The organism is Yersinia ruckeri ATCC 29473 (assembly GCF_000754815.1).
In the GTDB taxonomy this organism is placed as follows: Bacteria; Pseudomonadota; Gammaproteobacteria; order Enterobacterales; family Enterobacteriaceae; genus Yersinia; species Yersinia ruckeri.
Genome location: NZ_KN150747.1, coordinates 2532799 through 2557285, shown reverse-complemented (window position 1 = coordinate 2557285; position 24487 = coordinate 2532799). Strand labels below are relative to the sequence as shown.

The following is a 24487-nucleotide window of genomic DNA, read 5'->3' as shown; positions in this document are numbered from 1 at the left end:
TCATCATACTATCAACACCTCGCGGGTGTGCCACAGACGCAGTAAACACGCTGGTAATCCTAATGCCAGCGTGTAATAAATACAGAATACCATTGAGTATTACTTATTCATGCTGCCAACCATTTCCTCCGGGCGAACCCATTCATCGAATTGATTCCCTGTCAGATAGCCAAGTTTCAACGCTGCATCTTTTAGCGTCAGCCCTTCTTTATGCGCTTTTTTAGCTATCTCAGCGGCTTTATCGTAACCAATATGGGTATTCAGTGCCGTGACCAACATTAGCGACTCATTAAGTAGCTGGCTAATCCGCTCCCGGTTAGGTTCAATGCCCATGGCGCAGTATTGATTAAAGCCACGCATACCATCGGCCAGTAAACGAATAGATTGTAGATAGTTATAAATTACCATCGGTCGGAACACATTCAGTTCAAAGTTGCCGGAGGCTCCGCCAATATTTATTGCCACATCATTTCCCATCACTTGCGCACATAGCATGGTCATGGCTTCACATTGAGTCGGATTCACTTTACCTGGCATGATCGAGCTTCCGGGTTCGTTTTCCGGAATGGATAATTCGCCAATACCGCAACGTGGCCCAGATGCGAGCCAACGCACATCATTGGCAATTTTCATCAATGATGCTGCCAATCCTTTCAGTGCACCGTGTCCATGCACCAGTGCATCACAGGTTGCCAGTGACTCGAATTTATTCGGTGCCGTAATAAAGGGTTGTTGAGTCAGATGTGCCAACTCTTGCGCCACTCGCTCCGCGTATTCTGGATGCGTATTCAGCCCAGTACCGACCGCCGTTCCACCCAGTGCCAGTTCACACAGATGCGGGATCGAGGCTTCGATATGATGCAAACTGTAAGTCAGCATAGCGGCCCAACCGGAAATTTCCTGCCCTAATGTCAGCGGAGTAGCATCTTGCAGATGGGTACGCCCTATTTTAACGATGTCACGATAGGCTTCGGCCTTATCTACCAACGTCTGTTGCAATGCTTTTAGTTCCGGTAATAAATGTTGGCGTACGGCTATCACTGCCGCCACATGCATCGCCGTCGGGAACACATCATTGGAGCTTTGGCTCTTGTTGACGTCATCATTAGGATGTACCAAACGCGCATTTCCCCGTTCGCCACCGAGAGCCTCGCTAGCACGGTTCGCTAATACCTCATTCATGTTCATGTTGGTCTGGGTACCAGAACCGGTTTGCCAGATAGAGAGTGGGAATTCATTGGGATACTTGTCAGCCAGCACTTCATCCACAGCCTGAATAATTGCATTTCCCCGTTCAGCCACCAGCATATCTAAATCCATATTCACTTTTGCGGCCGCACGTTTGGTTAGTGCTAGCGCATGGATTAACGCGGTGGGCATTTTCTCATCGGAAATACGGAAGTGTTCCAGCGAACGCTGCGTTTGCGCTCCCCATAAGTGGTCAGCAGGTACATCTATCGACCCCATTGAGTCTTTTTCAATGCGAGTGGCTGCCATGACTCTCTCCTTAGCACATAAACGAAATGATTATCCCTGCATCATTCAAGTTGCGACGGCATGACTTAGTCGTTCAAGATCGGCAACCCGAAATCTGGCAGGTGTCAGTATCAAAAATATCAGCAGGATGACATCATCTGATGAGAATAATTATCATGCCATGATGATCATTCTTATGATGCGATCGGATCGCCTTTATTGTAGGCAGTAATAATGATTTTTATGTTGACTTTTTGTAAAAAACATAATGCCGGTGTTTTTGATGATAAAGCACAACGTCTGGGCAACTGGCGACTTTTATACTACTGCTCAACAACGCAGTATCGTTCTGAGTCTCCCGCTAACCCCATTGTTTCTCAGGACATAGTTTAGTTTACTAGGGCATATCTCTTTCTCAGGGCATACTCTTTAATCTGACCTGAAACGATTCCAACTGACGAAACGGCAGAGTTTTAATCATGCAAAAAATGATCAATGCAGTACAAAATTACGCGTGGGGCAGTACTGATGCCCTAACTCAGCTTTATACGATGCCGAATCCAGAAGGCATTCCGATGGCCGAACTGTGGATGGGAGCGCACCCGAAAAGCAGTTCTCAGGTGATAGATACTCAGGGTCATCTGCAATCGTTACGCGATCTTATCGACAGCGATCCTTCGTTCTATTTGGGCAAGGCGGTGGCAAAACGTTTTGGCGAGTTGCCATTCCTGTTTAAAGTTCTGTGCGCAGCTCAACCCTTGTCTATTCAGGTGCATCCCAGTAAGCAAGCAGCTGAAATCGGTTATGCCAGAGAAAATGCCGTCGGTATTCCGCTTAATGCGGCGGAGCGGAATTACAAAGATGCCAATCATAAGCCAGAGTTAGTGTTTGCCCTGACGCCTTTCCATGCCATGAATGGTTTTCGTACCTTTGAACAGTTGACCGAGCTGCTGCAACCGGTGTCGGCTGCCCATCCTGATATCGGTGCCTTCCTGTTACAACCGGATGCCGAGCATCTGGCTCTGTTATTTGCCAGCCTGCTCAGTATGGATGGCGAGCAGAAAACATTGGCTCTGGGCGTGCTTAAATCAGCGCTGAACAACCAGCGCGGCGAACCTTGGGATACTATTCGTCATATTGCCCAGATCTATCCCGACGACAGTGGTCTGTTCTCGCCGCTATTGCTAAACGTGATCACCTTACAGCCAGGTGAAGCCATGTTCTTGTATGCTGAAACACCACACGCTTATCTGGATGGCGTTGGGCTGGAAGTGATGGCGAACTCGGATAACGTATTACGTGCTGGGCTAACACCTAAATTTATCGATATCCCCGAGCTGATGGCCAATGTGAAGTTTATACCTAAGCCAGCAGATGAGTTACTGACGGCACCGCAGCAACAGGGTAATACGCAGAACTTCCCGATTCCGGTGGCAGATTTTGCCTTTGCTATCCAAACCGTCACCGCTGAGCCTGTCAGCGTGGCGCAAGACAGCGCAGCGATTATTTTCTGTATTGATGGGCAAAGCGTGCTGGAAAAAAACGATCAGCAAGTCATCTTACAGCCGGGTGAGTCCTGCTTTATCGCCGCGAGTGAGTCGCCAATTAAAGTGCAAGGTACCGGACGCATCGCTCGCGTCTATAATGTGCTTTAATACATTGGCATTACAAATTACTCTTAGGGTTGCCAATGAGTAGCGATTACCTTCACAATAGCGCGCTTTGGGGCGTTATTGTGCCCGTGACTGCGTTCAATATATTGAATTTGCTGAATTAGAAAAGGATGAACAGAACCATGAAAAAATCGTTAGTGGCTGTCAGCGTTATTGTCGTTCTCGGCGCTGCATGGACAGGTGCCTCTTGGTACACCGGCAAATTAATGGAACAGCGGATGGGTGAGATTGTCGATAACGCCAATTCGCAAATTAAACGACTGGTACCTCAGGCTGGTCTGAAGTTGGCCTATACCGATTACCAACGCGGCATTTTCCGCAGTACCGTGCGCTATGTATTACAGCCTGCTGCTGGTGATAACGCGACAATGAAAGACGGTGAAGAAATTGCCTTTATCGAAACTATCGATCACGGTCCTTTCCCACTGGCACAGTTGAAGAAATTCAATCTTATTCCAAGCATGGCCTCTGTCCATTCCGAAATGGAAAATACACCGGCAGTGAAGGCTCTGTTTGATGTTACCAAAGGCAAATCACCGTTCGTTGCTGATTCCCGTGTTGGTTACAACGGCAACACCGATTCAGCGATTAAACTGATCCCGATCGATTATCAGAAAGACGGCCTGAACCTCAGTTTCTCCGGTGCTAACATTGATGCTGGTTTCTCTAAAGATATGCGTGACGTGACGCTGAAAGCAGATAGCGAAAGCATCTCTCTGTTCAAGAAGAACGAAATGGAGCAGGTAGAGAAATTTGTTGTTAAAGGGCTTAGCCTGAAAAACGACAGTAAAACCGGTAAGTTCGATCTGAGCATCGGTGAACAGAATTTGTCCGTTAAGCAAATAACTTTCAATATCGGCGACAAAGATGCGCTGATTATGGATGGTTTCACGCTGACGTCAAAAATGGGTGAATCAGGTACCAGTCTGAATGGCCATGTTGGCTACAACCTGGATTCTCTGAAAGTACAAGGAAATGACTTTGGTTCCGGCAAGCTGAACTTTACTTTCGCTGATCTGGATGGTGAAGCCGTGAAGAATTTCACTGCGTCCTACAACCAGATTGCCATGTCTGCCCTGCAACAAGGTGGCGCTGACACTGAAACTTATCGGTTGCAGATGGCCGAGCTGGTTCTGACTAAATTACCCAGCCTGCTGAAAGGCAATCCAAGCTTTAGCATTTCTCCACTGAGCTGGAAAAACAGCAAAGGCGAAAGCGCCCTGACGCTGGACGTGAAGCTGGCTGATCCAAGTAAAGTGACAACGCCGATCACCAGCCAGGAAGAGATCGTGACGCGCGCCATCAAGAAAATCGACGCGACCTTGACCATCCCAATGGCAATGGCTACCGAGTTAACCACTCAGGTTGCGCGTTTGCAGGGTTACAGTACTGAAGAAGCGGCAAAAATGGCGGAGCAGCAAGTTCAGGGCATTGCGGCCATGGGCCAGATGTTCAAGCTGACCACCACTAAAAACGATGCTATCAACAGTAGTTTCCATTTTGCTGATAATAAGATCGACTTAAACGGCCAGAAAATGTCACTGCAAGAATTTGCCGGTCTGTTCGGTATGTTTGGCGGTGGTATAGAAGAACCGGCTGAAGCACCGGCCGAAGTGCCAGCACCAGCCGCAGAGTAATTCCCCAGTCGTTACATTAACAAGCCAGTCATAAAAGTGACTGGCTTTTTTTATCGTTATCCATTGAGGAAACCGCGCCCGCGTAGCCAAAAACACGCTTTAATGTGATTATCATCACTTTTTACTGCAACTCACTAGTATTTTTCAGGTATTTGTTTTTATACTGTTCTGCACTTTACCTAGAATAATTATCATTAATAAATATAAGTGAGTGCATCTATGATCGATCCCCGCCTTCCCCTGACCGATATTCATCGCCACCTTGATGGCAATATTCGCGCACAAACTATTTTGGATCTCGGTCGCCAGTTTAATATGGCTTTACCCGCCAATGAGCTGGAAGCACTGCGTCCCCATGTGCAAATCACCGCAACAGAGCCGGATCTCATCAGTTTTCTGCAAAAGCTGGACTGGGGCGTTGCCGTATTGGGTGATTTGGATGCCTGCCGTCGCGTCGCTTATGAAAACGTGGAAGATGCGGTCAATGCCGGTTTACACTACGCTGAATTACGCTTCTCTCCTTACTATATGGCACTGAAGCACCAATTACCGGTTGCTGGCGTGGTTGAAGCCGTGATTGACGGTATTCAGGCTGGTTGCCGCAACCATGATATTGATATCCGTTTGATCGGTATTCTAAGTCGGACTTTTGGCGAACAGGCCTGCCTGCAAGAATTAGATGGTCTACTGGCTTATCGCGATAGTGTTACAGCACTGGATTTGGCCGGCGACGAACGGGGCTTCCCTGGCGGTCTGTTCCTGAATCACTTTAACCGGGCGCGCGATGCCGGTTTCCGTATTACCGTCCATGCCGGTGAAGCTGCTGGCCCGGAAAGCATCTGGCAGGCCATCCACGAGCTGGGCGCTGAGCGTATCGGTCACGGCGTAAAAGCTATTGAAGATACTCAGTTACTGGATTATCTGGCCAAAAACAGTATCGGTATCGAATCCTGCATGACGTCAAATATCCAAACCAGCACCGTTGCCTCACTCGCGACCCATCCGTTGAGCACTTTCCTACGTCACGGTGTACTGGCGTCGATCAATACCGATGACCCAGCGGTTCAGGGGATTGAAATCGCGCACGAATATCAGGTTGCTGCGCCCGCAGCGGGTTTAACGCGAGAAGAAATCCGTCTGGCGCAAGAAAATGGTCTGACAATGGCCTTTATCAGCGACAGCGAGAAACAGGCGCTACGAAATAAAGTGCGTGGTTAAACCTGATAGCTAAAACAAATAGCTAAAACAGGATCGTAAATTATCCGATCCTGTTTTAGTCACGGCAATGTATCCGCCTGTTCGCGTGCCATCCGTTTGGCATAGCGTTGAGCCAATACCGCGCAGACCATTAGTTGAACCTGATGGAAAATCATCAATGGCAGTACCATCACGCCCACCACTGAGGCCGGAAATAGTACGTTTGCCATTGGAATACCGTTCGCCAGACTCTTTTTAGATCCGCAAAACACGATGGTAATTTCATCTGCCGTATTAAAGCCAAGCCAGCGTGCCGCCAGAGTATTCACCACAATGACTATGGACAACAACACCAACGAACACACCAGAATGGCCAGTAACGACCACCCGTCAATTTGATGCCAGATTCCTTCGACTACGGCTTCACTAAACGCCACGTACACAACCAATAAAATGGATGACCGATCGGAGATATTAACCCACTTTTTATGGCGTTCAACCCAGCGAGCAATCAGCGGACGGGATAAGTGACCAACGATAAACGGCACCATCAACTGCATAATAATGGCTCCGATAGCGTGGAGCGTATCGGTATCACTGCCCTGGGTTTGCATTAACGCCCCCACCAGCAACGGTGACAAAAATACCCCGAGAATGCTGGATGCCGAAGCACTGCAAATCGCAGCGGCAACATTACCCCCAGCCACCGAGGTATAGGCAATCGCTGATTGCACCGTGGCAGGCAAGGCACAGAGATAGAGGAAACCCAGATATAAAGTCGGTGTCAAAATACCAGGAACCAACACATTCATGCCTAACCCGATCAATGGGAAGAGTGCAAAGGTACTGAGAAATACCACCAGATGCAGTTTCCAGTGCCCCATCCCAGCAACTATCGCCGCACGAGATAGTTTCGCGCCGTGCATAAAGAACAGTAATGCAATGGCTGCGGTGGTCAAACGTTCAAACCAGACCTTGCTTTCCCCTTCACAAGGGAAGAAAGAGGCGACGATGACCACCAAAATCAATACCAGTAGAAACTTATCTATACGTAGCCGTTGCAACCATGACATGCCACAGAATTCCTTCCATCAAAATAGCCTCCAGCCAACCATCAGCAATGAGCCATTAGCCGGAGGAAATGTTTCAGCCACTTTTTAGATTAGAGTCAGCGGCTAAAATAATCGGGATAATCACCAGAGATGAATTAACGCGGGAGTACTGGCAACGCTTTTTTATGTTTATCGGATTCCAGACCCAGTTCGATCAATTCCATGACCTGAATAGCGTCAGCCGCAGGCACCGGATTGGCCGCACCGTTCAGGATCGCATCACGGATGCCAGCATAATAGGCCGGATAGTTGCCAGGAATTGTCAGCAGTGGGGTTTCGGTTAGCTCACCATTTTGTGACAGCGTCACCACACCATCACGCATATCATAACCCCAATCTATCTGCGGCAGGGATTCACCGGCTTTCAGACGATCTTCCTGCGGATCCAGACCGTATTTAATATAGCTACCTTTAGTACCATGCATGATATAGCGTGCCGTTTCCGCAGCAGCCAGTACGGTGCCGTGCAACACAACGCGCCTCCTCGAATAACCAAGAGTGGCATGGAAATAATCGACAGACTGCGCGCCGGGGCGAAGTAAACCCAGATCTACATTAAGCGTTTCCGGCAGGCCAAACAGTTGCAGTGCCTGATCCAATAAATGTGGGCCTAAGTCATACCAGATGCCACTACCCACACCGGGTTGCTCCCGCCAACGCTGGCGAATTTCTGGCCGGAAACGATCGAAATGTGATTCAAAGTACACCACATCACCCAACGTCCCCTCCTTTAATAAGGACTTAACAGTCAGAAAATCGCTGTCCCAGCGACGGTTATGGAATACCGATAGCAGTAATCCGGCTTCATCGGCCTGACGTTTCAACTCATTAGCTTGTGACAGTGTTACGGTGAACGGTTTGTCGACCACCACATGTTTCCCGGCAGCCAACGCACGTTGAGCTAAGGGGAAGTGCGTATCATTCGGGGTTGGAATAACAATGACATCAATAGCAGGATCTTCAAACAACAGCTGTGGATCATTAACCACCGTCATTGATGGCCAGTCAGCCAACACCTTGCTCGCATCACTGCTGGAAATGGCGACCAGCGACATATCAGGAGTGCCAACAATCAACGGTGCGTGAAAGGTCTTGCTAGCGTAACCGTAACCCACCAGCCCCACTTTAATTTTTCCAGCCATTGTTCATCCTCTGCCATACACTTATTTTATTTGATGTCGTTATCGATTTGACACCATGATGTCATTCTGAACAAGAGGTAATCCCTTCCACCGTGGTCAAAACGGCTAAATCCGCACGATGTGATCGTCATTTTTCTTCGCTAACAGCGTGGCAAACCGCAATTTAATCCGGTTACCCTCGGCATCTTTTTTATGCAATGCGCCTACATCTTCGTTATATTTCACTATGGTCCAGTCGCGATAATACTCTTTTAATTCACTGTTTTTAAATGTAAATGAGAATGGCATCGTACAAGGACAATCGTCGGTGGACATCGCGGCGACAATCAGGTTATAGCCACCCGGCAAGGTTGATTGCTGCATATTCTCAATAATTATGGGTATTTTCTGCCGATCCAGAAACATAAGTACCACCGTCGACAGAATGAAGCCATATTGCCCATCAATAACGACATCATTGATATCACACACTCGGGTACGAATATTCTCCAACGCTTCTTTTTCAATGATTTCATCGATAAAGGCAACCGACTGTGCGTTGTGGTCACAGGCATCAACATCAAAACCCAACAGGTTGAGATACAGTGAGTTTCGCCCTGAACCACAGCCGAGATCCATGACTTTACAGGGGGCTATTTGTCGTGCAGCTTCAATTACTTCGGAATGGGTTGGCGTTAACGCATATTTTTTGTGATAGAAATCTTCCGGCGTGCAGAGAAATTCAAGCTGGCACTGAATATCAACAGAAAACGAAATAATCCGATGCCATACTTGCGGTTCGATTAACATCGGTTGTTTGGCCTGATTGAAGACGAAAGACTCGATCATTTCGCCTTCTTCCGTCAGTAGTGCAAAAGTCAATTCACCTTGCAGGATCCTTAATTTAGCCCAAGTACCCTCTTTGGTATTATGCCGTTCCTGGAACATCGCAGGGAGCGAATCGCTATTCCAAACGGGCATTTTTTTGTAACTCACCAGTTCCTGCATATAAACCTCATTATTCACACGGTATAAATATTGTATCGGCACTGTCCCTCAGGAACACAGCTATTATTGCGACCCGAAACGACAATAATTACGATGTTAAATGGATTTTTTCTTATCATTTCCAGCTCACATTTTGTCATAATAACGGTGTTCTAGATCATTTAGCCGGTATAATACCTGCCCTTTCATCAAGGATAAAAATCGAACAGCCTATTGTATGCCTACCTCACCACAGGCGAGAGCAAGAGCAACATCATAACCATAAAGATGTATTTTATATATATTTTTAACTGGCAATCTATCAAAAAAAAATTATCCACATGATTTTAATATAGAAAGTATTCTTATCAACCCACATGATGCTGCCTACCCGAACCTTGTGCAGTGATATTAACCCTCGACGTTAACTATCGTCTGGCTGAGTCTGATGACATTGAATAACCCCAAGTTATGTATATCAGCAACATTTCATTTACTTTATAAATAGTTTTCGAATGAAACCAAGCGTGAAAAACATCATTATTATAAATACGTTTCGAACATATATTGTCCTATTGGGTTGAGCCTCGGTTCAGTTCAATGGCAACGGGTCGAAATATGTCCAAAAACTATTTTCATAGCAATACAATTTGACGTTTCAATCCGTTTTCTGTTTATTTTTCGAGTGGATTCGCATTTTATTGATTTACGCTCAGGATTCTCATGCGGCATATGACATAATTCACGGGTTATGTTCAGCTTGTGCAGCCTTGCCGCCAAATAATAGGAACATCTATCGCCATGACAGACTTATTAGCCACGACGAATCCCCCCACTGCCGGCCTTTATTCCTCGCTGTTACCCATCAATGTGGTGGCACGGAGGCTTGGCGTCATTGATGACGCACTCATTCCTTATGGCCGATATATGGCCAAGATTGATATCGACAGTATCGATCGCACTAAACCGCAGGGAAAGTTGATTCTGGTGTCCAGTATCACACCGACACCGCTGGGAGAAGGCAAAACGGTTACCACTATTGGGTTGAGTCAGGGGATCAATCGTTTGGGCGCGTGCTGTGTTGCCTGTATCCGTCAACCTAGCCTCGGCCCGGTGTTTGGTGTGAAAGGTGGCGCAGCGGGGGGCGGTGCGGCGCAGGTGTTACCCATGGAAAAACTGAATCTACATTTGACTGGCGATATCCATGCGATCAGTGCGGCTCATAATCTGGCTGCCGCCGCACTGGATGCCCGTCTTTATCATGAACAGCGGCTGGGTGCGGCATTTTGCCAGCAAACTGACCTGCCATTATTGCATATCGATCCCCAGCGCATTTTGTGGCCGAGAGTATTGGATCACAATGACCGGGCACTACGGCAGATTATCGTCGCGATTGGCGGAGGTTCCAACGGTGTGGAACGTCATGATCACGTCGAAATCACCGCGGCTTCAGAGCTGATGGCGATTCTGGCGTTGACTGAAGGTCTACAGGATATGCGCCGCCGTATCGGTCGCATTATTCTTGCCTATTCCACCAAGGGTAACCCCATCACTGCCGATGATCTTGGCGTCGCCGGTGCCATGACGGCACTGATGAAAGACAGTATCCACCCGACCTTAATGCAAACCAGCGAGCAAACGCCAGTTCTTATTCACGCGGGTCCGTTTGCCAATATTGCTCACGGCAATTCCTCGGTATTAGCTGATCGTTTGGGGCTACAACTGGCTGACTATGTCGTTACCGAAGCTGGCTTTGGCTCCGATATGGGTATGGAAAAGTTCTTTAATATCAAATATCGTCAGTCGGGCATTGCTCCTTCCTGCGTGGTGCTGGTCGCAACTTTGCGTAGTCTAAAAGCCAACAGTGGAGCATTTGATATCAAACCGGGCCAGCCTTTACCACCAGAAATTACTGCCAGTAATGTGTCGCTGCTGGCTCAAGGCTGTGCCAACTTGAAATGGCATATTGATAATGCGATGAGCTACGGTTTACCGGTGGTGATCGCCATTAACCACTTCCCTGACGACAGCGCAGAGGAGCTGGCTTTCCTTCAGGACTTTGCTTTGTCTGCTGGCGCGCGCGCCTGTGAAGTGAGCGACGCCTTCGCCACAGGCGGTGCGGGTACCGAGCAACTGGCACGCAGCGTCCTTGCCGCTTGTGAAGAAAATACGCAGCAACCGCAACTGCTTTATCCGGATCAACTGCCATTGGAAGAAAAACTGCAACACCTGGCCGTACGTTACGGTGCCAAACACATCGAATTCAGTCCATTGGCACGTCAACAACTCGCCGAGATAACCGCCGCAGGATTCAGTCATTTACCGCTTTGCCTCGCCAAAACGCCGCTGTCTATCAGCGCCGATCCGGCGAAGAAAAACGTACCGCATGACTTTACATTGCCGATAACGTCTTGTGCTGTCTCTGCCGGTGCCGGCTTTGTTCGCATTTATGCTGGGAATATTATGACCATGCCGGGGTTAGGCAGTCTGCCGGCTTATCATCATATTGATATAGATGACGAAGGTCATATCTACGGGTTAAGCTAATACCCTGCTGGCCGGTTTATTCGGCCATTTATGAATTATGAACATTAAGGTTTTTGTCATGTCTCAGTCCGAAGACTACCAGCGAATCGGTGGATGGTTGCTGGCCCCGATGGCCTATATGATTGTCACCCTACTCAGCGCCACACTCATGTTGGCATTGTATGCCATGGCAATCGTCACACCAGAATCTCGCGAGTATCTTATCGCCAACTCACAGGCATTTACCCTGCAATGGTATTTTTCCGTCGTGACGACCTTATTTATGTGGGGCTTCACTCTGTGGGTGTTGTGGCTGTTTTGTAGTCGCTCACGTCGGTTCCCTCAGCTATTTATCCTGTGGCTGCTGCTGACGGTTATTCTGGCGTTGAAAGCTTTCGCCTTCTCCCCCATTTCAGATGAAGTGGCGCTGCGTGCCTTAGGCTGGCCGCTGTTGGCTGCAGCAATATTTGTGCCTTATATGCGCAAGTCTACTCGGGTAAAAGGGACTTTTACCGAAAATTAAGGCAATAAGGCACTATTTCCCCATAAAAAAGGGGGAAAATGCAATAACCCTTCATTTCATCTGTTGTCGTTCGGCCGCCAATTTTGGATAATAGGCGGCTTTTATTTTTTTAGGCTCTGCAATGACTGAATACCTGCTTTTATTTGTTGGTACCGTGTTGGTAAATAATTTTGTACTGGTCAAGTTTCTTGGCTTGTGCCCGTTTATGGGGGTTTCCAAAAAGCTGGAGACCGCCATCGGTATGGGTTTGGCTACCACTTTTGTCCTGACACTAGCATCAGTGTGCGCATGGATGGTCAACAGCTTTATTCTACTGCCGCTCGGCTTGGTTTATTTACGCACGCTGGCCTTTATTCTGGTTATTGCGGTGGTGGTGCAATTTACTGAGCTGGTGGTTCGTAAAACCAGCCCGGCGTTGTATCGCTTGCTGGGGATATTTTTGCCGTTGATCACCACGAACTGCGCGGTATTGGGCGTTGCATTGCTTAACGTGAATCAGTCACATAATTTTCTTCAATCTGCGGTATACGGTTTTAGCGCTGCGGCGGGCTTCTCTTTGGTTATGGTGTTGTTTGCCGCCATACGTGAACGGTTGGCAGTGGCGGATGTCCCTGCTCCCTTCCGTGGTTCATCGATTGCATTGATCACCGCAGGACTGATGTCACTGGCCTTTATGGGTTTTAATGGTCTGGTGAGATTCTAATGATGTCGTTATGGATTGCCATTGGCGCACTCAGCGGCCTGGCGCTGGTTTCCGGCGTGGTGCTCGGTTTTGCCGCTCGTCGTTTTCAGGTCGAACAGGATCCGATCGTTGAGCAGGTCGACAACCTTCTACCGCAGAGTCAGTGCGGTCAATGCGGTTATCCTGGTTGTCGCCCTTACGCTGAGGCGGTTTCCGGTAGTGGCGAGAAAATTAACAAATGCGCCCCCGGTGGCGAGCAGGTGATGCTTAAACTTGCTGACTTACTCGGTGTGGAGCCACAACCACTGGATGGTGATGACCACATCATCAATCCGGTGCGTAAAGTTGCATTTATTGATGAGAGTAATTGTATCGGTTGTACCAAATGTATTCAGGCTTGCCCGGTGGATGCCATTATTGGCGCGACCCGCGCCATGCATACTGTACTGCCGGATTTATGTACCGGATGCGATTTGTGCGTTGATCCATGCCCAACGGATTGTATTGAAATGATCCCGGTACCGATGACCACAGCGAACTGGAAATGGGATCTTAAAACCATTCCCGTTAAAAATATCCAAGACAAAAGTATCACATCACCGATTATTCCAGTGAAATTGATCGACGTGGAGCACCATGTTTAAGTTATTTACCCCGCGTAAGAAAGATGACATCTGGGAGTTTGACGGTGGCATTCATCCGCCAGAGATGAAGGTTCAATCCAGCCGTGTACCGATGCGCATGGCACCGCTGCCTGACCAGTTTATCGTTCCGCTGCAACAGCATTTGGGGCCTGAAGGGGAACTGCGCGTCCAAGTGGGTGAGCGGGTTTTGAAAGGCCAGCCTCTCACCGTCGGTCGTGGTCGTACAGTACCGGTTCATGCACCGAGTTCTGGCCTGATTACTGCGATTGCCCCGCACACAACCGCCCATCCATCAGGGCTGCCCGAACTTTGTGTGCATATTACGCCCGATGGCGAAGACCGTTGGTGTGAGCGTCATCCCCGACCTGATTATCAACAGCAACAACCGGCTGAGCTGCTGGAGCAAATCCATCAGGCCGGTATTGCCGGTCTGGGGGGGGCAGGATTCCCAACCGCCAGTAAATTGCAAAGTGGCCTCCAGAGCGTTAAGACGTTGATTATCAACGCGGCTGAATGTGAGCCTTATATCACTGCCGATGACCGTTTGATGCAGGATCATGCCGATGAAGTGATTAGCGGCATTCATATCCTGAGTTATCTGCTGCATCCCGAACAGGTCATCATCGGTATTGAAGACAATAAACCCGCAGCCATCGCGGCACTTAAACAGGCGCTCATCGGTCATCCCTCCATTCTGTTACGCGTGATACCAACCAAGTATCCGTCTGGCGGCGCAAAGCAGTTGACTAAAATCCTGACCGGTCAGGAAGTTCCCCATGGTAAGCATTCGTCATCCATTGGGGTGTTAATGCAAAATGTTGGTACCGTGGTCGCCATCAAAAGAGCCATTATCGATGGTGAGCCTTTAATTGAACGAGTCGTGACGCTGACTGGTGATGCGTTGTCCCAACCGGGCAATTTCTGGGCGCGGATTGGCACACCAGTACGGCATTTGCTGGTGTTAGCCGGTTTTAAACCGCAGCCACAGCCGGTGGTGATTATGGGTGGCCCACTGATGGGCTTCACGCTGCCAACTCTTGATGTCCCTATTGTTAAAATCAGCAACTGTATTCTGGCACCGGTCGAAACAGAGATTGGACTCAGTCAGCAGGAAGAAGCCTGTATTCGCTGTGGTTTATGTGTGGATGCCTGCCCTGCGGGCTTGTTGCCGCAACAACTCTATTGGTTCAGTCGTGGTGAAGAACATGAAAAAGCGCGCAATCATCATTTATTTGACTGTATTGAGTGCGGAGCCTGTGCCTATGTTTGTCCAAGCCATATTCCGTTAGTACAATATTACCGTCAGGAAAAGGCTGAAATTAAGGCGTTGGATTTAGAAACCGCCCGAGCCACCGAAGCAAAAGCCCGTTTTGAAGCGAAACAGGCACGTTTGGAGCGGGAAAAATCAGCCCGTGAACAACGCCATAAACAAGCGGCGGTAAAATTGACGGACAGCGACCAACAAGCGGTAAAAGCCGCCATTGAGCGTTTGGCTGGGCAAAAAAATACTGATGCGGTTATTGCTGTCCAGGCCGGTGAAACACCGGATAACAGTGCGGTTATTGCCGCTCGTGAAGCCAGAAAGGCACAGGCTCGCGCCCGCCAAGAAGAAAAGCAGCAAAGTACCGTGACGGCAACAGTATCTATTGATGATCGTCAGGCCGCCGTTGCCGCTGCCATTGCACGGGTGAAAGCCAAAAAAGCGGCGCAAAGTCAGAACGATAATCCCCCAGCGCTGGGGGAAAACCCTGCTAGCGCAACAACTGATGTCGACCCGCGTAAAGCGGCGGTTGCCGCTGCCATTGCACGAGTGAAAGCCAAAAAAGCGACGCAAAGTCAGGTATCAGAAAACTCAACAACACCTTAGGCTATGAGTTCCCATTTACCGCCCTGCTATCAGGGTGGTGAATATCATGGCGACGAATGAGTGATAAAACGAAGGTTTGCTAGTAGGTTAATCAACTGAAATTAAATATTGATACATTACGTCAATATCACGCATTTTGGCTTCGGCATGACAATGGTCAACATCGATAACTTCAATTTCATAGCTACCCTTCACTTCTGCTCGGATTTTCGGCAATACCTTATTGAACAGATAAGTAGAGAATTTCACGCATTCTTTCGCGCTTCCCTGATGAGAGATCGATAAAAATTGTCCACCGGGAACCGTGAAACTGTTGGCTTCGCTGTTGCCCTGCAACTCATGGCGCTGTGCTTTTTCCACCGCTGTCGAGTAATAAACGATGTTTTGCTGTTGCTCATGTTTATCAACAGATAAAACAGCATAAATCCGCTGGCTGGAAAAATTGATCTCTTTAAAAAAATCTAACAAAATTTCGTCTTTCATCGCCATACAAGATGAATGATGGCTACTGTTCAGATGTCGTTCATCAAAATTTAAACGGCGTGTGATGCCAACCAAATGCTTATCGTCCAGTGTCAGCGGTTTGATTTCCGGCGTGTAGTTTTCATCAAAACTAAAGCGCGGGATCATCCCTTCCACAACCCATTTATCTTGTAAGCGGAAGTGGTTTGGCGTAGTGCCAAAGCGTTTTTTAAAGGTGCGGGTGAACGTCTGCTGAGAGTCGAAACCTAGCTCATCGGAGATTTCGATGATTGGACGCCGAGAAATACGTAATGCCACCGCTGCACGAGTCAATACTCGTCCACGGATATAAGACGCGAGTTGTAGTCCGACAATAGTTTTAAATTTTCTCTGTAAGTGCCATTTTGAATAACCGGATATCTTTGCAACATCATCCAGTGTCGGTCTTTTCTCCAGGTTAATTTCAATCCACTCAATGAGTTCTTCTATAAATAATATGTCTTCGTTTATCATTACTGGGATCTTCAAATATATAATTACATTGCATAGTACATTAATTAATAATTAAACCAACGGTTTTTTAATCCCACAAGGGGATTGAAATAAAACAGCTATAATACAATATGTTGGGTTATTTTCATTAATTTACAAATCTATTTTACTGTCGCCAATCTGATTACTTTTAAGTAACAACTGAGCGTGAGTTTAGTATAACTCTACATTTATACTGAATTGTTTGTCATCATTAAGATGTGAAATGCAAGGGGAATTTATCACGCCAATAATCACGTTTTGATGGCCCAGGGTGAATATTGTGGCCGCATATTGGTGAATGCCCCTATGATTAAGGCGTATTACCATTGTCATGAATAGGGTAGAATGCGCCAGCCTGTTTTTATCGGCTTAGTTATCTCTGGAGGCCCAGTTTGTGTGCGCTAGAACGCGCTGACTGGCGTTACAGTAAGACATTGGAATACCCAGATTACCTATTCGAACATAGGGTTGTGATTTCATGAAATTCAGGGCAGTACAACAAACCCTCAGTAAAGGGTTACAGATCGCCAGTTCCCCTTTCACGCATAATCAGCGCAGCACCCGCAGCATTATGCTGTTGGTGATGCTGGCCTGCATTCCCGGTATGGCCGCGCAAACTTATTTTTTTGGCTATGGCAGCCTGATTCAGGTCGCATTAGCGATGGTGACGGCTCTGCTAGCGGAAGGCGCGGTGCTGGCATTACGCAAACAGCCGGTCAAAAGCCGTCTCGCCGATAATTCAGCCCTACTGACTGCACTATTACTGGGCATCAGTTTGCCCCCGCTGGCACCGTGGTGGATGATTGTGCTGGGCACTTTTTTTGCCATCGTTATTGCCAAGCAACTGTACGGTGGTTTGGGGCAGAATCCGTTTAATCCCGCCATGGTCGGTTATGTGGTGTTATTGATATCCTTTCCGGTGCAAATGACCAGTTGGTTACCGCCAATCAGCCTACAGGCCAATAGCATTGGTGTGTATGACACGTTGTTGACCATTTTTACCGGCCATACCAGTCAGGGCGCGACTATTCATGACTTGCAACTCGGCTACGACGGTGTCAGTCAGGCTACGCCGCTGGACAGCTTTAAAACGGCGCTACGCAGCCAGCCAGCCCATGAGATCTTGCAACAACCGCTATTTGGCGGTGTGCTGGCCGGTATCGGCTGGCAGTGGGTTAACCTTGGGTTTCTGATCGGCGGCCTGTTGCTGTTATGGCGTAAAGCCATTCATTGGCATATTCCCGTCAGTTTCTTACTGTCTCTGAGTTTTTGTACCACGCTAAGTTGGCTACTGGCACCGGAAAGTTTTGGTTCTCCCCTGCTGCATCTGTTCTCTGGTGCCACCATGCTGGGTGCCTTCTTTATCGCTACCGATCCCGTCAGTGCTGCTACCACCCCACGGGGACGGTTGATCTTCGGGGCATTGATTGGGTTACTAGTCTGGTTGATCCGCGTGTATGGCGGCTATCCCGATGGCGTGGCTTTTGCCGTTCTGCTGGCCAACATTACCGTGCCACTGATCGATCACTACACCCAGCCACGGGTTTACGGCCATCATCAATAAGGAGCTGTCGCTGTCATGTTAACGACGATGAAACGTCATGGTATTACGTTGGCCGTCTTTGCTGCGCTGGCAACCGGGCTGACCGCGATAGTCAATGCACTGACGCAGGACACCATTGCTCATCAGGCGGCTCTACAACAAAAAGCGCTGCTGGATCAGGTTGTTCCAGCCAAATTATACGATAATGATATGCAGAATGAATGTTACGTTGTCACTGATTCGGCGCTAGGTAGCACGGCGCCCCATCGCTTGTATCTGGCGCGCAAAAACGGTGAACCGGTAGCTGCAGCAATAGAAAGCACGGCTCCAGATGGTTATGCTGGTGCGATCCAATTACTGGTGGGTGCCGATTTTCACGGTAACGTTCTGGGAAGTCGGGTAATAGAACATCACGAAACCCCGGGGTTGGGTGATAAAATAGACATTCGTATTTCTGATTGGATGACCCATTTTACTGATCAACAGGTAATGGGTGACAATGATAAACGTTGGGCAGTGGTAAAGGATGGCGGTACTTTCGATCAATTTACCGGTGCCACTATTACCCCACGGGCGGTGGTGCGGGCGGTTAAAAATACCACGCTGTATATGGAAACCCTGCCTGCCAAGTTATCTAGCCTGCCAACTTGTGGAGTCGAGCAATGAGTGAAGCCAAAAATCTGCTGGTTCAAGGGTTATGGAAGAATAACTCCGCGCTGGTACAATTGCTGGGTCTTTGCCCCTTACTGGCGGTGTCATCTACTGCGACCAATGCGTTGGGGTTGGGGTTGGCCACCACGCTGGTTTTGGTCTGTACCAACACGGCGGTCTCCACCCTGCGGCGCTGGGTGCCGAATGAAATCCGCATTCCTATTTACGTGATGATTATTGCGTCAGTAGTGAGTACGGTACAAATGCTCATCAATGCCTATGCCTTTGGTTTATACCAATCGTTGGGGATTTTTATCCCGCTAATCGTCACCAACTGTATTGTTATCGGACGCGCGGAAGCTTATGCCGCCAAAAATCCAGTGGGGTTATCGGCACTGGACGGGCTAGCGATGGGGCTTGGCGCAACCTGCGCTCTGTTTGTGCTCGGCTCCCTGCGGGAAATGCTAGGCAACGGTACCTTGTTTGATGGCGCTGATATGCTGTTAGGCGAGTGGGCCAAGGTGCTGCGTATCCAGATTGTTCATTTAGATAGTCCATTCCTGCTGGCAATGTTGCCGCCGGGTGCGTTTATCGGCCTCGGTCTGCTGCTGGCAGCCAAATCTGTTATTGATGAAAGAATGAAAGCCCGTCAAGCGCGAGCCGTGGCCGTTGATGCAGCGAGATCCGCGGGAATAGGCCATCCAGGCACCGCAGAGAGAGCGCCATGAATAAACAAAAACGTGTCGCAATCCTGAGTCGTTTGCGCGATAACAATCCGCATCCGACGACCGAACTGGTGTTTAATAGCCCATTTGAACTACTGATTGCAGTGCTGCTATCAGCACAGGCAACGGATGTCAGCGTCAACAAAGCCACTGCCAAACTGTACCCGGTAGCCAATACGCCACAAGCGATGCTAAATTTGGGCGTCGATGGCTTAAAGTCTTATATCAAAACCATTGGACTGTTTAATACCAAAGCAGAGAATGTGATTAAAACCTGTCGTATTCTGTTGGAAACACATCAGGGTGAAGTGCCGGAAGATCGCGCAGCGCTGGAAGCATTGCCGGGTGTTGGGCGAAAAACCGCCAATGTGGTATTGAATACGGCCTTTGGCTGGCCGACTATTGCGGTGGATACTCATATCTTTCGCGTGTGTAATCGCACCCACTTCGCGCCGGGTAAAAATGTCGATCAAGTGGAGGAAAAGCTGCTGAAAGTGGTACCCAGTGAGTTTAAGCAGGATTGCCATCATTGGCTGATATTGCATGGCCGCTATACCTGCATCGCCCGTAAACCTCGCTGTGGCTCCTGCATCATCGAAGATTTGTGCGAGTTTAAAGAAAAGGTCTATCCACAGGACTGATTATCAGAAGATGAAAACCGCGTGCGGGTGAGGGTTATTGGGTGATGAACGCCATACCCCAAGCACTAAATCGGTGCCAATCGCGATACGCTCATAGCAGGAGCCATTGTCGCAACGTATTGCCTGAGTTAATAATATTTGGCTTATCGTGGGCATCCCGTATGTCCTGTTTTATTTAGGGGTTTTGTAAAACAGAGTGATATGGCGCTTGCCCGATGCAGTTGATTCGCGTAAAACTGTCAGCCGCGAATCACCCAACTCACTACACCTTCACTGGACGATATGTTTCAAGATAACCCGCTGCTGGCGCAGCTAAAACAGCAACTTCACACTCAGACCCCGCGCGTTGAAGGCGTGGTAAAAGGGACTGAGAAAGGCTTTGGCTTTCTTGAGGTAGATGGGCAGAAAAGTTACTTTATCCCACCGCCGTATATGAAAAAAGTCATGCACGGTGACCGTATCATTGCCACCCTCCATACCGAAAAAGACCGCGAAATTGCGGAACCTGAAAGTTTGGTCGAGCCATTCCTGGCACGTTTTGTCGGTAAAGTGCAGCGAAAAGATGACCGTCTGTCCATTGTTCCCGATCATCCTTTACTGCGGGATGCGATCCAGTGCCGCCCGGTACGTGAGTTAACCCACGATTTCCAGAACGGTGATTGGGCAGTTGCTGAAATGCGTCGCCATCCATTAAAAGGTGACCGCGCGTTCAACGCCGATCTGACCGAGTTTATCACTCATGCCGACGATCATTTCGTGCCTTGGTGGGTGACGCTTTCCCGCCATCATCTGGAGCGTGAAGCCCCGGAAATGATCGTAGCAGAATTGAAACAGGACGGTTTGGTGCGGGAAGATTTAACCGCATTGAACTTTGTGACCATTGACAGTGCCAGTACCGAAGATATGGATGACGCACTGTTTGTGGAAGACAAAGGTGACGGTAGCCTGTTGCTGACGATTGCTATTGCTGATCCAACGTCCTACGTTGATGAAAACAGTGAGCTGGACCTGATTGCGCGCAAACGAGCCTTCACCAACTATCTGCCCGGTTTCAATATCCCGATGTTGCCACGGGGTCTGTCCGACAATTTGTGTTCATTGCGGCCAAATGAACGCCGTCCAGTGCTGATTTGTCGGGTAACTGTCGATAAAGATGGCACCTTGGGCGATGATATTCGTTTCTCTGCCGCCTGGGTCGAGTCCAAAGCCAAACTGGTTTACGATCAGGTTTCCGATTGGTTGGAAGATCAGGGTGACTGGCAGCCGCAAAATCCAGATATCGCTCAGCAGATCAAACTGTTGCAGCGCGTTTGTCTTGCCCGTAGTGCATGGCGTCAACAACATGCGTTAGTATTTAAAGATCGCCCAGACTACCGCTTCCTGTTAGGCGAAAAAGGCGAAGTACTGGACATCATCGTCGAGCAACGGCGCATTGCCAACCGTATTGTCGAAGAGTGCATGATTACCGCTAACGTTTGTGCTGCTCTCGTACTGCGTGAGCATCTGGGCTTCGGCATCTATAACGTCCATACCGGTTTTGACCCGGCGCTGGTCGAGCAAGCGGTGACCGTGCTGAAAGCCAACGGTGTGGATGCCGATCCACAAGCGTTACTGACGCTGCCGGGCTTTTGCGAATTACGTCGTCATCTGGATGCCCTGCCAACGCAGTTCCTCGATAGTCGCATTCGTCGTTTCCAGACCTTTGCTGAAATCAGCATCGAGCCTGGCCCGCACTTCGGTTTGGGTTTGGAAGCTTACGCGACCTGGACATCACCAATCCGTAAATACGGCGATATGGTCAACCATCGGTTGCTAAAAGCGATTATTAGCGGCGAGCAGGCAGAAAAACCGCAGGCAGAAATTACCGTTCAACTGGCCGAACGTCGCCGTCTGAACCGTATGGCCGAACGTGACGTCGGTGACTGGTTGTATGCGCGTTACCTGCAACCGAGCGCTGGCACCGATACCCGCTTCCCAGCGGAAATTATCGATATCACTCGTGGTGGTCTGCGTGTGCGACTACTGGATAATGGTGCAGTGGCCTTTATTCCCGCCCCCTTTATTCATGCGGTGCGTGATGAAATGGTATGCAGTCAGGAAACCGGCTCCGTGCAAATCAACGGTGAGGTGGTTTACCGTCAGAGCGATAAAATTGAGGTTGTTATTGCGGAAGTCCGCATGGAAACTCGCAATGTGATCGCCCGACCAGCAGCCTGATACTGGCCGTAAATTGTCAAAAAACCGTGCAGATAGCCCCAACTATCTCACGGTTTTTTTGTGTTATAATTCCGTTAATGACTCGCTAAAGGTTCCACCATCGACCGGCTGTAGGAACATGTTATTTCGATTGCTTTGATTTCCCTGACACGTCGTATTTTTCAACGACCCCGCTGAAATGAGTTGACTACGATAAATCGCGTTTATTGCTCTAGCCTAAACTGGAATATACTCAAAGCTGTAAGGTAAAGATAAGCCCGATGACCGCAAATTTTTCTGATTGCGATCTCAGTCATTTTCTATTGTGCAGTGCTATAAATAGTCCTTGGTAGATTAAACCGGAGCACACATGTTCGAGCCATGCTTTCCCGATAATGAAGCCGAGCGTCAGTCGGTCCTAAATTCGCTGAACGTGCTGGACACGAAGTCAGTAGAAAAACTGGATCGTATTACTCGGCTAGCTGCAAAGTATTTTAACGTTAGCATTGCATTGATTTCTTTGATAGACCGGGATCGCCAATGGTTTCTATCACGATCGGGGCTTGATGTACGGGAAACGCCACGGAACATTTCGTTTTGTGGCCACGCTATTTTGCAGCGTGATGCACTGATTGTGCCTGACACAGCGGCCGATCCACGCTTCTTTGACAATCCATTAGTCACCGCTGGCCCCAAGATCGGCTTCTATGCAGGACAACCGTTGTTTTCACTGGATGGCCTGCCGCTGGGGACACTGTGTATTATTGACAGTAGCCCAAAAGAGTTCTCGCGCGATATGGCGTCTGATTTACACGATTTCTCGGCGATTATTGAGGAATATCTGCGCGGTATTGAACTCAATATTTATACCGATAGCCTGAAGTCAGACTTACAGCGTACCGAAGCCTTATTTGAGCAAACATTCTCTCAGGCCGCGGTAGGAATGGCATTGGTTTCATTGGAAGGATACTGGTTACGCGTCAACCCGCGGATTTGTGAAATACTCCAGTATTCAGAACATGAGCTGCTGGAACGCACCTTTCAGGATATTACACATCCCGATGATCTAAACAGCGATCTCGAGTTATTGAAACAGTTATTAGACAATAAAATAAATACCTATTCGATAGAAAAACGCTACTTTCGAGCCGATGGTTCAATCACTTGGACGCAATTGACGGTGGCGTTAAATCGCCTCCCCAATGGACATCCCCACCATTTCATTTCTGTGGTTATGGATATCAGTGAACGCAAAGCCGCAGAAGCCGATCTGTTTGCGTTGCAACATGACCTCGAAGAGCGCATAGAAGACCGTACTCAAAAACTGAATGTGGTGGTCAATCGACTCCATTTGGAAAAAGAGCGCCTACACGCGATTACCGACAATATGCCCGCGTTGATCAGCCAAATTGATGTTGATGAGCATTATCTGTTTGCAAACAGTGCCTATAAAAACTGGTTTGGCCTGGATGATACTTGTCTTAAAACCATGACTGTACGTGAGTTTATGGGAGAGAAAGCTTATGCGACGGCCAAACCGATGATTGTACGAGCGCTACGCGGTGAAACCGTGAGCTTTGAGAATGAACTGCAAACCCGTAAAGGAGCGCTGGTGGTTCATACCACTCTGGTGCCTTGTAAAACGCAGGGTTTTTATATTCTTTCCATGGATATTTCCGAGCTAAAGCAATTGCAGCAGCGGTTGGAATACGATGTCACCCACGATATATTGACCGGCTTAACTAACCGGCGTGCTTTTTTACATCAGTTGAGTGAGACATTGTCAAATTGCGGCCCTCAGCAGCAGATGGCTTTGCTGTTTATTGACCTCGATGGATTCAAAACGGTTAACGACAATTTTGGTCATGATTTTGGTGACCAGATTCTGAAAACCTTTGCCAAATTGCTTAGTGATTGCAGTGACAGTCACAATAGTGTATCACGGCTGGCAGGCGATGAATTTACCGTTATCCTCTGGCCACTAACGGAACCGCGGCGGCAAGTCAGTGAATTTTGTGAAAAAGTACTGACACAGTTAGCGACGATAGAGAAGATTGATCGTCAGCAAGTAAAGCTGTCCGCCAGTATCGGTGCGGCCATCTCATCAGATGGCGAGATCTCCACCAAGGCATTGTTGACAAAAGCAGATGCCGCGATGTATCGCGCGAAATCTGCCGGTAAAGGAACTTACGCCATCAGTTAATACCGGGGGGGTGTTTGGAGTGTAGGGTAAACCTTGCTGCTGAATGGCTCACTTCTTGCGTCACCTGTGCTTTACTCCAAGTGACAC

At 48.6% G+C, this 24487-nt stretch carries 19 protein-coding genes; 14 read left to right on the top strand and 5 right to left on the bottom strand.

The annotated features are described in order from the left end of the window. Positions 1–99 precede the first annotated feature (99 nt). A complete protein-coding gene (gene fumC / locus DJ39_RS11320) occupies positions 100–1497 on the bottom strand; it encodes a class II fumarate hydratase (RefSeq protein WP_004723169.1) in 1398 nt (465 codons plus the stop codon). Positions 1498–1955: 458 nt separating this feature from the next. Between fumC and manA the strand changes: the two genes are divergently transcribed. The 3 genes from manA (at position 1956) to add (ending at position 6004) form a co-directional block, all read left to right on the top strand. Further along, positions 1956–3131 (top strand): mannose-6-phosphate isomerase, encoded by a 1176-nt coding sequence (manA, locus tag DJ39_RS11315; protein WP_004723165.1) that lies wholly within the window; start codon positions 1956–1958, stop codon positions 3129–3131. Between the two features lie 140 nt (positions 3132–3271). After that, a complete protein-coding gene (locus DJ39_RS11310) occupies positions 3272–4786 on the top strand; it encodes a YdgA family protein (RefSeq protein WP_099511719.1) in 1515 nt (504 codons plus the stop codon). A 219-nt stretch (positions 4787–5005) separates the two neighbouring features. Further along, positions 5006–6004 (top strand): adenosine deaminase, encoded by a 999-nt coding sequence (gene add / locus DJ39_RS11305; RefSeq protein ID WP_004723161.1) that lies wholly within the window; start codon positions 5006–5008, stop codon positions 6002–6004. Between the two features lie 59 nt (positions 6005–6063). Here add and DJ39_RS11300 read toward each other — a convergent pair whose 3' ends face one another. The 3 genes from DJ39_RS11300 to tehB form a co-directional block, all read right to left on the bottom strand. Further along, positions 6064–7056, bottom strand: coding sequence for a bile acid:sodium symporter family protein (locus DJ39_RS11300; protein WP_004723160.1), 993 nt, complete (start codon positions 7054–7056; stop codon positions 6064–6066). Between the two features lie 134 nt (positions 7057–7190). Further along, positions 7191–8237 carry an oxidoreductase gene (locus DJ39_RS11295; RefSeq protein WP_004723157.1) on the bottom strand — a complete coding sequence of 349 codons (1047 nt, stop codon included), beginning with the start codon at positions 8235–8237 and terminating at the stop codon, positions 7191–7193. Positions 8238–8342: 105 nt separating this feature from the next. Then, positions 8343–9224: an SAM-dependent methyltransferase TehB gene (gene tehB / locus DJ39_RS11290; protein WP_038251366.1), complete on the bottom strand. Its 882-nt coding sequence runs from the start codon at positions 9222–9224 to the stop codon at positions 8343–8345. 780 nt (positions 9225–10004) lie between these two features. On the opposite strand from tehB, the gene DJ39_RS11285 reads away from it, so the two are divergent. The 5 genes from DJ39_RS11285 (at position 10005) to rsxC (ending at position 15445) form a co-directional block, all read left to right on the top strand. After that, on the top strand, positions 10005–11750 hold the full coding sequence (locus DJ39_RS11285) for a formate--tetrahydrofolate ligase (RefSeq protein ID WP_038251364.1): 1746 nt from the start codon (positions 10005–10007) through the stop codon (positions 11748–11750). A gap of 58 nt (positions 11751–11808) precedes the next feature. Further along, the gene (locus tag DJ39_RS11280; RefSeq protein ID WP_038242573.1) at positions 11809–12252 is read left to right on the top strand and encodes a DUF2569 domain-containing protein; all 444 of its coding nucleotides are present in this window, start codon (positions 11809–11811) and stop codon (positions 12250–12252) included. A gap of 121 nt (positions 12253–12373) precedes the next feature. Further along, a complete protein-coding gene (gene rsxA / locus DJ39_RS11275; RefSeq protein WP_038251363.1) occupies positions 12374–12955 on the top strand; it encodes an electron transport complex subunit RsxA in 582 nt (193 codons plus the stop codon). Then, a complete protein-coding gene (rsxB, locus tag DJ39_RS11270; protein WP_004723148.1) occupies positions 12955–13578 on the top strand; it encodes an electron transport complex subunit RsxB in 624 nt (207 codons plus the stop codon). Before rsxA ends, rsxB begins: the two co-directional genes overlap by 1 nt. Then, positions 13571–15445 carry an electron transport complex subunit RsxC gene (gene rsxC / locus DJ39_RS11265; protein WP_038251362.1) on the top strand — a complete coding sequence of 625 codons (1875 nt, stop codon included), beginning with the start codon at positions 13571–13573 and terminating at the stop codon, positions 15443–15445. The genes rsxB and rsxC overlap by 8 nt, the downstream gene beginning before the upstream one ends. A gap of 87 nt (positions 15446–15532) precedes the next feature. On the opposite strand, the gene DJ39_RS11260 is transcribed toward rsxC, so the two are convergent. Beyond that, positions 15533–16420: a helix-turn-helix domain-containing protein gene (locus DJ39_RS11260; protein ID WP_004720057.1), complete on the bottom strand. Its 888-nt coding sequence runs from the start codon at positions 16418–16420 to the stop codon at positions 15533–15535. 499 nt (positions 16421–16919) lie between these two features. Here DJ39_RS11260 and rsxD point away from each other — a divergent pair, with 499 nt between their 5' ends. The 6 genes from rsxD (at position 16920) to DJ39_RS11230 (ending at position 24400) form a co-directional block, all read left to right on the top strand. Beyond that, positions 16920–18005, top strand: coding sequence for an electron transport complex subunit RsxD (rsxD, locus tag DJ39_RS11255; RefSeq protein ID WP_004720054.1), 1086 nt, complete (start codon positions 16920–16922; stop codon positions 18003–18005). Between the two features lie 15 nt (positions 18006–18020). Next, the gene (rsxG, locus tag DJ39_RS11250) at positions 18021–18650 is read left to right on the top strand and encodes an electron transport complex subunit RsxG (protein WP_004720053.1); all 630 of its coding nucleotides are present in this window, start codon (positions 18021–18023) and stop codon (positions 18648–18650) included. Next, complete coding sequence (locus DJ39_RS11245) at positions 18647–19363, top strand: electron transport complex subunit E (RefSeq protein ID WP_038242570.1); 717 nt, start codon at positions 18647–18649, stop codon at positions 19361–19363. Before rsxG ends, DJ39_RS11245 begins: the two co-directional genes overlap by 4 nt. After that, complete coding sequence (nth, locus tag DJ39_RS11240) at positions 19360–20001, top strand: endonuclease III (protein ID WP_038242569.1); 642 nt, start codon at positions 19360–19362, stop codon at positions 19999–20001. Before DJ39_RS11245 ends, nth begins: the two co-directional genes overlap by 4 nt. Positions 20002–20283: 282 nt before the next feature. Then, the gene (locus tag DJ39_RS11235) at positions 20284–22218 is read left to right on the top strand and encodes an exoribonuclease II (RefSeq protein WP_004720048.1); all 1935 of its coding nucleotides are present in this window, start codon (positions 20284–20286) and stop codon (positions 22216–22218) included. Between the two features lie 349 nt (positions 22219–22567). Beyond that, positions 22568–24400 (top strand): diguanylate cyclase domain-containing protein, encoded by a 1833-nt coding sequence (locus DJ39_RS11230; RefSeq protein WP_038242567.1) that lies wholly within the window; start codon positions 22568–22570, stop codon positions 24398–24400. Positions 24401–24487: the final 87 nt, after the last annotated feature.